The organism is Nodularia harveyana UHCC-0300 (assembly GCF_034931085.1).
In the GTDB taxonomy this organism is placed as follows: Bacteria; Cyanobacteriota; Cyanobacteriia; order Cyanobacteriales; family Nostocaceae; genus Nodularia; species Nodularia harveyana.
In genome coordinates this window covers 44,179-56,982 of sequence record NZ_JAYGHG010000002.1, presented here as the reverse complement: position 1 = coordinate 56,982, position 12,804 = coordinate 44,179, and the positions used below count along the sequence as shown (strand labels likewise).

The 12,804-nt window shown below is 40.6% G+C and carries 9 protein-coding genes; 8 read left to right on the top strand and 1 reads right to left on the bottom strand.

Annotated features, from left to right (window positions below):
* The first annotated feature begins 196 nt into the window (after positions 1-196).
* Both VB620_RS01775 and tilS read left to right on the top strand, forming a co-directional pair.
* On the top strand, positions 197-511 hold the full coding sequence (locus VB620_RS01775; protein ID WP_323194415.1) for a KGK domain-containing protein: 315 nt from the start codon (positions 197-199) through the stop codon (positions 509-511).
* A gap of 76 nt (positions 512-587) precedes the next feature.
* Entirely contained in the window at positions 588-1,577 is a 990-nt protein-coding gene (gene tilS, locus VB620_RS01770; RefSeq protein WP_323194414.1) for a tRNA lysidine(34) synthetase TilS, read from the top strand.
* Positions 1,578-1,588: 11 nt separating this feature from the next.
* Here the strand turns inward: tilS and hmpF are convergent, their stop codons facing one another.
* Positions 1,589-3,346 (bottom strand): pilus motility taxis protein HmpF, encoded by a 1,758-nt coding sequence (gene hmpF, locus VB620_RS01765; RefSeq protein ID WP_323194413.1) that lies wholly within the window; start codon positions 3,344-3,346, stop codon positions 1,589-1,591.
* 400 nt (positions 3,347-3,746) lie between these two features.
* Here hmpF and VB620_RS01760 point away from each other — a divergent pair, with 400 nt between their 5' ends.
* The 6 genes from VB620_RS01760 to VB620_RS01735 all read left to right on the top strand — a co-directional run.
* Positions 3,747-4,967, top strand: coding sequence for a response regulator (locus VB620_RS01760; protein WP_323194412.1), 1,221 nt, complete (start codon positions 3,747-3,749; stop codon positions 4,965-4,967).
* Positions 4,968-5,121: 154 nt separating this feature from the next.
* Positions 5,122-5,352, top strand: a complete 231-nt coding sequence (locus tag VB620_RS01755) for a hypothetical protein (RefSeq protein WP_323194411.1) — start codon at positions 5,122-5,124, stop codon at positions 5,350-5,352.
* 388 nt (positions 5,353-5,740) lie between these two features.
* Positions 5,741-6,106 (top strand): response regulator transcription factor, encoded by a 366-nt coding sequence (locus VB620_RS01750; protein ID WP_323194410.1) that lies wholly within the window; start codon positions 5,741-5,743, stop codon positions 6,104-6,106.
* A gap of 7 nt (positions 6,107-6,113) precedes the next feature.
* Positions 6,114-6,644, top strand: coding sequence for a chemotaxis protein CheW (locus VB620_RS01745; RefSeq protein ID WP_323194409.1), 531 nt, complete (start codon positions 6,114-6,116; stop codon positions 6,642-6,644).
* A 16-nt stretch (positions 6,645-6,660) separates the two neighbouring features.
* Complete coding sequence (locus tag VB620_RS01740; protein ID WP_323194408.1) at positions 6,661-9,642, top strand: methyl-accepting chemotaxis protein; 2,982 nt, start codon at positions 6,661-6,663, stop codon at positions 9,640-9,642.
* A gap of 61 nt (positions 9,643-9,703) precedes the next feature.
* Positions 9,704-12,804: Hpt domain-containing protein (locus VB620_RS01735; protein WP_323194407.1), on the top strand; the 3,101-nt coding region annotated here is incomplete at its 3' end.

Sequence of the window (12,804 nt, the reverse complement as noted above, 5' to 3'; positions counted from 1 at the left end):
TATTCAATTATTTATTATATCAGTGAGTTAATTAATACATTTATAGGATTTGCGTAGAAATTACGGAATAACTAACCACAGAGACGCTGAGGACACAGAGCAATCAGTATTTGAGAGGTTTTTTTGCGTAAGTCCTGATTTAATTAAACAGCATCTATCACTATGGCAACTATGGACTTAGTGAGAGGGAATTTATATGGAAGATGGATTTGAGCGACTAAATCATGATGAAGTCGTGTATGTAGAACCAGAGATTTTTAATAATTTAGATGTTTCTGGTACATTTAAAGTTCATGATTTGATTGCAGCAATTAAAAAATATTTGGGAGCGGAGGGAACAAGTGAAGAACATTTGTATAGCCAAGGATTAAATTGCGAAGTTTTAAAATTTAGTGCCGATGGATGGACGAAAGGAAAAGTGAGACTTTCTTTAGAATTTTGTCCTGACGAGCCGGAGTTTCCCTTGGCGGAAATTTATCAACAATTTGAACAAATGCAAAGCCAATTATAACTGACCAAATTTTAACCACAAATACACACTGGTATAATCAAAAATATCTAGGTTTGTCTGCGGTTAATTAACAAAAATGGTATGGACTGCTCTACACGCGAAAATACATCGTACCATTCGTTCGCGCCACTTATTTGAAGGTCAGCAAAGGCTATTAGTCGCAGTGTCTGGTGGTCAGGATTCTCTGTGTTTAATTAAGTTGCTGTTAGATTTACAACCTAAATGGGGATGGGATATAGGTATAGCTCACTGTGATCATCGCTGGCGTACCGATTCTGAAGCGAATGCTGATCATGTGAAAAATTTAGCGAAAAGTTGGGGTGTATCTTTTTATTTAGCAACAGCAACACAGTCATTAAATAGTGAAGCGGCGGCACGTAATTGGCGATATGAAGCTTTAAGTGCGATCGCCCAAGATGATAATTATCAGTATATTGTCACGGGACATACTGCCAGCGATCGCGCCGAAACACTGCTTTACAACTTAATGCGTGGAACTGGTGCGGATGGCTTACAAGCATTAAATTGGGAAAGAACACTAAAGGCGGATATTTTCCTCATCCGCCCACTTTTAGAAATTACTCGCTCAGAAACGAAGGCATTTTGTCAACAGTTTAATCTGCCAATTTGGGAAGATTCCACTAATCAAAATGTCAAATATGCCCGTAACCGGATTCGCCAAGAGTTAATTCCATATTTACAAGCTAATTTTAACCCTAAAGTGGAATCGGCCTTGGCTCAAACAGCAGAACTGTTGCAAGGCGAAGTGGAATATTTAGAGCAAGTCGCCCAGAAGTTGAGGGAAGAAGCCAGCGAGGTGAATGGGACTGAGTTCAGGTTAAATCGTCAGGTATTACAGAAAGAACCATTGGCGCTGCAACGCCGCGTGATGCGACAGGTATTAAAACAGATACTGTTTGATTCTCCAAGTTTTGAACACATCGAAAAATTAACAGCTTTAATTACAGCACCAAACCGTTCGCAAACCGATCCATTTCCTGGAGGTGAGATCGCCCAAGTTCAAGATCATTGGATCTATTGGGTCAGTCCTAATTCTGAAATCTAATTTAACACTAGCTAAGAAGCTAACAACTCTGACTGAGAAATCAAATTTTGGAAAGTTTGACGCATTTCATTAATAGTTTGGAGTTGATGGTCACCAGTTTCCTGAACTTCAGCCAAAGAATTGGCAATTCCCTGGAGCTTATCCCGTAAATCGTTCAGAGAATCCTGAATTGGTTGTAATATCTCTTGATAAAGATTTACACGAACCCAAGATTCGGCTGTTGCTGTTTGCAGGGATACCAAGTTTGTTTCGATTTCCTGACATTCTTGCTGCTTTTGATTTTGCTCTTCAGCTTGATGGTCAATCATATCTTGATCGATTTCAATAGCAGTGCTGATTTGGGAAATCTCATGTTCTAACTTTTGTAGTTCTTCTGACTGCTGTTGTTGCTGGCTTTTGATCTGTGACAGAATCGGTGCAAAATCAATTTGAGGCTCTTCTTCTATCTCATCAACACTATGTCCTTGTCGCCGTAGCAATATATTTTCATGTTGCTTAATCAGCTTTTGCCGTTGTAACAAATTGCGGCGTTGTCCTACCAAAGTTTTGTTTAACATCTGGTAGAGGTCTTTTTCATCCGTCAATTCCGTTTCTAAGTCGATTTTCTCTTCTTCCGGTGCTTCCTCGATTTTCTTTTGTAATGTTTCTATGGTTTCCTGCTTATATTCCAGTTCTTGTTCTTGATCCTGGACAAAGCTGGAGTCCATTTCCAACTTCTGGATTAAGGTTTGTATTATCTGCTGTAATTCTTCTAAGGAGATATGTTCTAGAGTTTCTAGATCAACTTGCTGCATGACTAACACATCGCCAGAAGCGCCCAGAGAGCGAATTTGCTGATGTAATAAATCCTGATATTGCAGTTGTTCTTTAATTTTCTGAACATAATCTTGCTTACTGGCAAGAGTTACTCTATTCACCGCTAACTGAGCTTTTTGCTGTTCCAGTGAATTCTGTGCTTCTTGCCATGTATTTTGGCGATCGCTGAAAGTTTGCGATAAGCGGATAATATCTGCCTCTTGTTCAGTCGCTAGAGTTTTTTGTTCCTCTAGTTTTTGCCAATTTGAGTTTAAAGTGGCTTGCTGGGTTTCGACTAATTCCAAAGCTAGATTTAGATGTTCCCTCACCGTTTCCGTCGGTGCAACCCCATGAGACAGGCGCTCAAGCAACTCGCTCATCACCCGACTTTGCTCGTCATCTAAAACCTTTCCCGGCTGGGAATCTGCTTGTAACTCCTGTAAGCGGCGTTGTTCACCCCGCAAATGTTCCCAAGCTCCTTCTAGTTCCTGACGGTTCCGATCAATTTCTGCTTGTAAGTTGGAAATCTGTTCGCCTTTTGCCTCAACGTCCTGTTTTTGTGATTCCAGGCGTTGAAACTCTTCCTCCATTTGTTGTAACTGTTCTAAACGAGCCTCCATATCCATTTCACGGCGATTCATCTCTTGCGCCTGAAAAGTTAGTGACTCTTTCCACTGATCAATTTCATCTTCCTTGAGCTTAAATTTTTCCAACTGACGGGAAAAATTTTGCAACATATTAACTAATGGCCGTCCAGCTTCTTGAATCCGTTGTACTTGACGATTCGGATTCAATTCCACCAGTACCAGTGCGCCATCATTTAATTTACTAGCGTCTTCAGCCGTAATTGCTTCTTCCGAAACAGGACTCCAATTTTGGTCGGTTCGCTGACACGCTAGCAGTTTCAGTTCGGTTTTAGGTCCACCACTGAGTAAGCCGCCTTTCTGCTTTTGTACTTCTGCTAAATACAGCACACCGTTTGTCCTCTTGTGTACTTGATGCCCTTCTGTGGGCGATATACCTGAAATAACTTTACTAATTTGTCTTAATTTAACCTAAATTGAACAAAGACAGAAACAACTGCATATAGACGCGAGATAAACGTCTTGATATTTATAGAAACAATTTAGTTATGCAATCACATTTTCGCTTCATGGCAGTAATCATGACTTCCGTGTTATCACTAGGTTTAGCAAACTCTATTACAAATATTTACAGATTGTAGCTAAATATAGCTGCTGATGGGGACTAGTTGTAAAAAAAAATAATATTGTGAGTAGTAATACGTGATTCATCTGCTAAAAAAGTAGAAACTTTCATCATCCAAATTAACAAGTAATGTCAATGGAATCATCAGGAGAGCCTTCAAGATAAATGCACGGAAATTTAAATGAAATAGATATTCGCAGTATCCTGCAATTAATTTCCTTAGGACAGCGAACAGGCCAACTGCTTGTGGAAGAGTCCTTTCACAATAGCGACAAACTGACAAATCATCAGACAGCTAGACATCAAAATTCGTGGAACGACGAAAACCAATTTTGGTTTGTCTTTTTCCTCAATGGTCAAATCATCTACTGTCAACAAGGTGATGCTGATTTGTCAAGGATTGATGACTACTTACATCATTACCGCATCGAGAATGTACTTAATGAACAGCAACTGGCCTCTCTAGGTTCACAGAATGCACCAGAATATGGGTATCTCTGGGAATTGTTAGAACGGAATATTATCGACCCCAAGGTAGCCCATAGTATCATCCACAGGTTGGTATATGAGACACTCTTTGACCTGCTGAGTTTACACCAAGGTAGTTTTATTTTCCGGCAGGGTGCAACCCTTAGCCCGCAGTTAACTAGCTTAGAAATTGCACCTTTAGTATATCAAATTACACAACAGATTCAGGAATGGAAACAGCTTTATCCACATATTCAGTCTGCTGAACAATTACCGATTTTAGCTGATATGGTTCAACTACAATCTTCATTGCCAGCAGCAACCATCAATAAGCTACAGCATTGGGCAGATGGTAAAAAAACTCTGCGTCAACTGGCTCGCCATCTTAACCGGGATATCTTGACAGTGGCTAAGGCCATATATCCATACGTAGAACAAGGGTGGCTTCAGCTAATATATTCAAACACAGTTAGCCCTCCTATCCACAGAAAAGATTCGGAAGTTAATCAGCAGTACAAAGGGCGAGTAGTATGTATTGACGACACCAAAACTATCTGTGAAACTATAGAGTCTATTTTAAAGCCACAGGGATATGATGCGATCGCCTTGACCAATCCTTTAGAAGCCATTAGTCTCATTTTTAAACTCCAGCCAGATTTAATCTTATGTGATATTGCTATGCCCAATTTGGATGGTTACGAAATTTGTGCCATGCTGCGGCACTCTAGAGCATTTCAAAATATACCGATTATCATCTTAACTGCCCAAGACAAATTTATAGATCGAGTCAGAGCGACCATGGTCGGAGCGACCGATTATTTAACCAAACCCTTCGGTGATACTGAGTTACTCATGCTCGTCGAGAAATACATCAACGTTTCATCTTATCTGGGAACACCCACAACACCGATACTGTGACATCACCGAACGCAGGCCATATTACAAAATCACCTGACTAAATTAGTGAAACAATAAAATTAATTTATACACTAAATATTTTCCAGAGAAGAAGAAATGTTCTCATCAGGAAAGCTGTCATCATGAAGACAGGCATTTATGAGTGCAGTTCTGATTGTGGATAGTATCTTACAACAAGTCCGAGGGTCAAAAGCATATTATCAGCGAACCGAACTTGTTCAGTTGTAGTGGTCAAGCTCAGTTTTCTCCGAGCAATTATCGAGAAAGTCAGGAAGGTAACTTACATTTACTCGCCACTGGTATCCAGGAGATTATGGCACTTAGTGCCAATATAATTATGCCCATACTTAATGCTTTTCCTCTGGTTTTGGGTAATCTAAACTAACGAGGTCAATTCATTTGGGTAGCCGATTTAGGTCAATTCCTCGCTGAAGCAACCTCATTACACACAGATAGAGCGGAAAAATCCGTGATTTTTAGCAAAGAACAAGAAATAATCTGAGATTTAGTATTACAACCAGTTGATACTATTGAACAGGGAAAAAAATATCCACTTTTCCTGTGTTCACTTAACACCCACAAGATGTAACACTTACTGATACCATAAAATCAGTGATACAAGATATTATTACAGAGTCATCTGATTCCAGTAGCAGGTTATTATTTAGTACATTAGTGAAACAATAAAATTAATTTATACACTAAATATTTTCGGGGGAGCAGGGAATGTTCCAAACAGGGAACGTCTACATCAGGAGAAAAATAGGGATTATATGAGTACAGTTCTGATTGTGGAAGACAGTATCGCACAACGGGAGATGATTACAGACCTCCTGAAAGCAAGTGGTTTAATAGTCACTCATGCCCATGACGGAGTAGAAGCATTAGAGGCGATTCAAACTGCCCCTCCGGATTTAGTGGTATTGGATATTGTAATGCCCCGGATGAATGGGTATGAAGTGTGTCGGCGATTAAAATCCAACCCTAAAACCCAAAATGTCCCCGTAGTTATGTGTTCTTCTAAAGGAGAAGAATTTGACCGCTACTGGGGAATGAGACAAGGTGCGGATGCTTACATAGCTAAACCGTTTCAACCAACAGAATTGGTGGGAACAGTCAAACAACTGCTGCGAGGATAAAAACGACATGGTTAGCAAACCTGACTTTTTAAGTGGTAGTGGTCAAGATCAGTTTCGTCCAGAATTGCGTGTAGAAAGTCCTGAAGGTGAATTACATTTACGGTTTTATATTGCCTCGCATCAGGAGTTGGCACTACCCGCCACTGGTATCCGCGAGGTCATGGAACTAAGTCCCGATAGAATCACTCCCATCCCTAATGCTTCCCCCTTACTTTTGGGTACTCTAAATTTACGAGGTCGAGTCATTTGGGTGGCTGATTTGGGTCAATTCCTCGGTGAACCAACCCCATTAAACACGGATAGAGCAGAAATTCCGGTGATTTCTATTGAGGAACAAGACACAATCGTCGGTTTAGCAGTAGAAGAAATTGGTGGTATGGACTGGCTGGATATCCAGAATTTAATGCCACCGAGTAATTCACCGGATACTATGACTCCGTTTTTGCGTGGAGAGTGGTTAATAGATGCTAATAATAAACAGTGCTTAAGACTGCTTGATCAAATGGCAATTTTGCGGAGTGCGAGGTGGGCAGGATGAAATTGGGAGGGAGCAAATGCCAGCTAGTTTAAACGATTATCTAGATTCATATAAACAGGCTTGTACAGCCTATGCACAACAAAACTATGAAGCTGCCGCCACTTTAGTTGATGAAGTGGTGCAAAATGTACCAAATGACCCAAACTGCCATTTATTACGCGGTCACATATACTATGTTTTGCAGCAGTACGATGTAGCCAAAAAAGAATACCAAAAGGTTTTGGAGTTATCTGAAGATCCAGAAATTATTGGTTTTGCTAATAGCGGCTTATTAAGTATCAATGAATACCAAGAAGATCAACTAGAGTCAGAAATTGTTACTGAAGAAAATCATCAATCAGAAGCAATAAATTTTAGAGAAGATTCTGCACCCCTAGACTCAAACTCAGGGGAATTAGGAGAATTGGGAGTATTTTCTGACCTAGATATCAATAGCTTTGAATTGAATCCCTTGGAGGATATTCAGCCATTTGATCTGGAAGAACTACCCCTAAGCAATCCATTTGAAATTTCTCCAGAGGGAGTTTCATTTGATGAAGATGAAACGCTAAATTCAACAGCATCTTTGAGTGCAGATCCTTTTGATTTGCATGAAAATCAAAACGGGAAAGAATCTCATGCTAATACAGGCAATGAGGAATTAGAATTACCCGTTTTATTGCAAGAAGAAGATGTAATAGAAAGGGTAGATGAGCCGGAAATTAACCATGATTTTTCTAATAGTGCCACGGGTGATTCTGATGAAATAGCCCTAGTTTATGATGAAAATATTGATGATCAAGCTTTTGCAGAAGTAAATCTGACGACAAATAATAATTTAGACGATAATCCTGAAAATCTGATATCTGAGGCTGAAGAAGAGTTAAATCTGCCTGATTTTGCAGTAGAAACATATAGCCAAGAAGAAGATTTAGGGATTCCAGAAGAGAATCTCAATAGTGATGATTTCATAGAAACCAACAGTTTGAGTAATAATTATCAAGCAAATCTATCTGATGCTGAGGTAAATAATTGGTTGGAAGAAATAGAAGTTGAACAAACAATTTCCGAGCCATCGTCAAATTTAAATGGAAGATATTCCATCAAAGATGAGGATACGGTAAGTCATGGAGATTTAGATATAAAAAACTTTGAAGGTGATGATTTTGATGACTTTGAGACATTTAAATCTGCCTTTGGCTCAGAGGACGATACAAGTGGTCTACTAAAGGAAGAAAACTCTCAGAGTAATATAGACTTTTTAGATGACTTTGATGATTTTGATGATTTAGAGAACATTCCGGGATTTGATTTAGCAGAAGCGGATTCTAGCTTTGGTGATGTCACGATACTTTCGGGTTCACAAGATACAGATAATCTGCAAAGTCAAGACTCGGAGCCTCATTCCAAAAAACAACCTAGCAAGAGCGAAGCTCCACGTTCGGGTAGCGTCAATACCGAAATTAATCGTGACGATGAACTGTTTTCTATCACTGGCTCTCATAATGGAGTGCAACAATCAGTTCCGGCATTTACCGAGGGAGATATCTCTCAGGTAGAACCCAACGTCAGCGTTGAGCAAGGCTGGTTAGCACCTTTAGAGAATGCTTCTCTAGATGTGAAACCCTGGCTTGTCGGTGGCATAGTGGGGATTTGTTCAGCTATAGCTGTAGCAGGTACAGTTAATTTCACAACTAACAACTTTTCTCCACCAGAACAACGGGAATCATTGACGAAGACAGGCTGGGCTATGGCATTAGCGGCGGGTGTTGCTGGTTTCGGGACGGCAACCTTTATGGGCAGTTTGACACTGAAGCAAATTCGCCGCACCACGAGGGATTTGCAAGCTCAGTTTGATGCAGTTCGCCAAGGTAATCTGAATGTGCAAGCCACTGTGTATTCTGAAGATGAATTAGGGCATTTGGCTACTGGCTTCAATGAAATGGCTCGTGTGATTTTTACAACTACATCAGAAGCTCAACGCAAAGCTGAGGAGCAGGAAGAAGCCAAAGAAAATCTACAACGGCAAGTAATTCGCCTGCTGGATGATGTGGAAGGGGCTGCTAGAGGTGATTTAACAGTTCAGGCGGAAGTGACAGCAGACGTATTAGGAGCCGTTGCTGATGCTTTTAACCTGACAATTCAAAACCTGCGAGATATTGTCCAACAAGTAAAAGTGGCAGCCAAGGAAGTAACAAAAGGTTCAACCAACTCTGAAACATTTGCTAGAGCTTTATCTAGTGATGCTTTGCGACAAGCAGAAGAGTTAGGAGTCACCTTAAATTCGGTGCAGGTAATGACTGAATCGATTCTGAGGGTAGCTGTGGCGGCGCGAGAAGCTGAAATTGTGGCTGGTGATGCTAGTGCGATCGCCATCAAAGGTGGCGAAGCAGTAGAAAATACCGTGGCGGGGATTTTAGAAATTCGGGAAACCGTGGCAGAAACTACTCGGAAAGTGAAGCGATTAGCCGAATCTTCCCAAGAAATTTCCAAAATTGTGGCGTTAATTTCTTCTATTGCCTCCCGTACCAATTTACTAGCACTCAATGCCAGTATTGAAGCTGCCAGAGCAGGTGAAGCTGGGCGTGGGTTTGCCATTGTTGCCGATGAAGTGCGTCAGTTAGCAGACAAATCTGCCAAATCCTTAAAGGAAATTGAACAGATTGTGATGCAAATCCAGAGCGAAACTGGCTCAGTCATGACCGCAATGGAAGAAGGGACACAACAGGTAATTAAAGGAACTAGATTGGCCGAGGAAGCCAAGCGATCGCTCGAAAATATTATTCAAGTAGCAAATCGCATTGATATTCTGGTACGTTCAATTACTAAAGATACCGTAGAACAAACGGAAACATCCCGCGCCGTCGCTCACGTTATGCAATCGGTGGAACTCACAGCCCAAGAAACCTCCCAGGAAGCCCAACGCGTTTCCGGAGCCTTACAACTGTTAGTAGGTGTTTCCGGCGACTTGATCTCTTCTGTAGAGCGTTTCCGCGTGGAAACCCTCGATTCCAGGTAATTAATTAGTCATTAGTAAATGACCAAAGGCCACTCAGCACTCACTACTCATAACTTTTGCTATGCTGCCGGAACAACAACAGCGGATTTTAGGTTACTTCATCGAAGAAGCCAAAGAACATCTGAATACGATTGAGCAAGCGTTACTGAATCTCCAAAGTACCTTGAATGACCCGGAAATGGTCAATGAAATTTTCCGGGCGGCTCATTCTATCAAAGGAAGTGCAGCTATGCTAGGCCTAAATAGCATTCAGCACACCTCCCACCGTCTGGAAGATTGTTTTAAAGTTCTTAAAGAACATCCGGTTCAGGTTGACCAAAAGTTAGAATCTTTATTCCTGGGTGTATGTGATACCCTCAAGGTACTATTAGAACATTTGAGTGGGCCGTTTGGTCTGTCTGAAGAGTCTGCTAATACTTTGATGTCAGAAACTGAGCCGGTTTTTGAATGGCTGAATGAGCATCTAGACCTGCTGGTACAACAAAGCACCAGTGGAGTAGCAATAGACAACCAAAAAATAGCAGTAGAAGCCAACGGTCAGGATAGTGTTAATATTACTGACCTATTCCTGCGGGAAGATATTTCCCATCTGCAAGAAGAGACCGAAGCATTACCGCAATCTTCATCAGCTTCAATCTCACCCGCCACAGCTAATGATTATGGAGATGAATTTCAAGCCCAGGTTTTACAAACACTGCGGCAAATGTTGCAACTGTTTAAAAAGCAGATAACCCCAGAATCACGGAACAGTCTTCAGGAATGCTGTCAGCAGTTAATCGAACTCGGTAAAAGGTGGGATTTGTCTCATTGGTGTAGTTTATGTCAAGCAGCAGCCAATGCGATCGCTAATCCAGAAAATACCTATCTCACCCTAGCCAAAATTGTCATTACCGAAATCAAACAAGCCCAAGAATTAGTTCTCCAAAACAGAGAATCTGAAATCCAAATTAGTCAGCAATTAGCAGCGCTGATAAACTTACCGGAACTCGATTTGTCACAAACTGAAGATTTGTTACCTCACCAGTCTATATCTGAGACCGAACTGATAGCAGATGAGGAATTGTCTTCAACTACTGATAATTCTGTAAGTGAGTCTACTACCTTACAGCCAACAGACAGCATCACTAGTCTAACTGAGCTATCCGATCAAATTCAGCCCAGTCAAGAGACTTCAACTGTATCTGAAACAGCTCTGGCTCAAATCTTATTAGATGGTCAACAACATCAAGATATTAGTAATATTGGACAAAATGGACCGGAAGTAGGATTAGCAGAGTTAAATACCCTGGCTGATTTATTTGAAGGTGAAACTCCAGAACTAGATGAAACCTGGGAAGAAGAGGAAAAGGTAGAAACTAGCACCACCAATGAATTAGGAATAGATTTAAATAACAACGATATTGAAGAGATTGATAACGATTTAGCTGATTTTCTATCCCTTAATGAAGATGAAAACGATAATGATCTGCAAGTCAGTCTCACTAAAACAGAAGAATTAAACGTATTATTCGGTAATAATCTTGGCGAAACAGAGTCTCTAGACCTGAACCAACCAATAACTGCGGAAACTTCCACCGAACCACTCCCATCTTTTAGTGATACGAATAGCTATGATTTAAACAGTGATTTATTAGCAGTAACACCAGATGAAAATGAATTAACACTGACAGGCGCAATTACTGACGCAGAGCAAATAGCCACTAACCAACATAACACCTTAGAAAAAACAGATGATGCAGATATAGAGGATATTTTACTGGATAATTCTACGGAAACTATCCAGCCAGATATTTTAAGTATAGATGCTTTATTTGATGATTTTGATCATACTGAAACTACTCCACAAGTGTCTCAGGATGAATCAGAAATTAGTGATTTATTTGATATAACACCTGCATCCGTAGTTGAATTTACTCAAGCAGAAGATAATTTCAACGATTTCTGGAATGAGGAAAGCACAACAGGACAACAAAATGAAATTCTTCCTTTAGTTGAAGAGGATGTCGCCAAAGCTTTAGAGGATAGTTTGTTTGCGGCGGCTTCTGGTAGTCTTTTGAGGAACATTGGGGAGCCAATATCATCGCCGTTAAGCAGTATTAAGACAGAAGATGAAGCGCTGAGTTCGGATGAGAATGATTTATTTGGGGACGATGCAGCCTTCAATTTATCATCGGCGAGTGATGATGATTTAGAGGAAATTAGTGCCTTTGCACAAGAATCAGAAGATGATTTATTTGGGGACGATGCAGCCTTCAATTTATCATCGACGAGTGATGATGATTTAGAGGAAATTAGTGCCTTTGAACAAGAGCCAGAAACTGTTGCGGAACCAAGACCTCTGAGTTCGGATGCGAATGATTTATTTGGGGACGATGCAGCCTTCAATTTATCATCGGCGAGTGATGATGATTTAGAGGAAATTAGTGCCTTTGACCAAGAGTCAGAAACTGTTGCGGAACCAAGACCTCTGAGTTCGGATGAGAATGATTTATTTGGTGACGATGCAGCCTTTAATTTATCATCGACAAGTGATGATGATTTAGAGGAGATTAGTGCCTTTGCACAAGAATCAGAAGATGATTTATTTGGGGACAATGCAGCCTTCAATTTATCATCGACGAGTGATGATGATTTAGAGGAGATTAGTGCCTTTGAACAAGAGCTAGAAACTGTTGCGGAACCAAGACCTCTGAGTGCGGAACCAAGACCTCTGAGTTCGGATGAGAATGATTTATTTGGTGACGATGCAGCCTTTAATTTATTATCGACAAGTGATGATGATTTAGAGGAGATTAGTGCCTTTGCACAAGAATCAGAAGATGATTTATTTGGGGACGATGCAGCCTTCAATTTATCGTCAACGAGTGATGATGATTTAGAGGAAATTAGTGCCTTTGAACAAGAATCAGAAACTGTTGCGGAACCAAGACCTCTGAGTTCGGATGCGAATGATTTATTTGGTGACGATGCAGCTTTTAATTTATCGTCAACGAGTGATGATGATTTAGAGGAGATTAGTGCCTTTGACCAAGAGCCAGAAGATGATTTATTTGGGGACGATGCAGCCTTCAATTTATCATCGACGAGTGATGATGATTTAGAGGAAATTAGTGCCTTTGACCAAGAGTCAGAAACTGTTGCGGAACCAAGACCTCTGAGTTC

What these genes read in the sequence shown, in the direction of transcription:
- VB620_RS01775 (WP_323194415.1), top strand. Translation starts at nt 197, where the DNA reads ATGGAAGATGGATTTGAGCGACTAAATCATGATGAAGTCGTGTATGTA.
- tilS (WP_323194414.1), top strand. Translation starts at nt 588, where the DNA reads ATGGTATGGACTGCTCTACACGCGAAAATACATCGTACCATTCGTTCG.
- VB620_RS01760 (WP_323194412.1), top strand. Translation starts at nt 3,747, where the DNA reads ATGCACGGAAATTTAAATGAAATAGATATTCGCAGTATCCTGCAATTA.
- VB620_RS01750 (WP_323194410.1), top strand. Translation starts at nt 5,741, where the DNA reads ATGAGTACAGTTCTGATTGTGGAAGACAGTATCGCACAACGGGAGATG.
- VB620_RS01745 (WP_323194409.1), top strand. Translation starts at nt 6,114, where the DNA reads ATGGTTAGCAAACCTGACTTTTTAAGTGGTAGTGGTCAAGATCAGTTT.
- VB620_RS01740 (WP_323194408.1), top strand. Translation starts at nt 6,661, where the DNA reads ATGCCAGCTAGTTTAAACGATTATCTAGATTCATATAAACAGGCTTGT.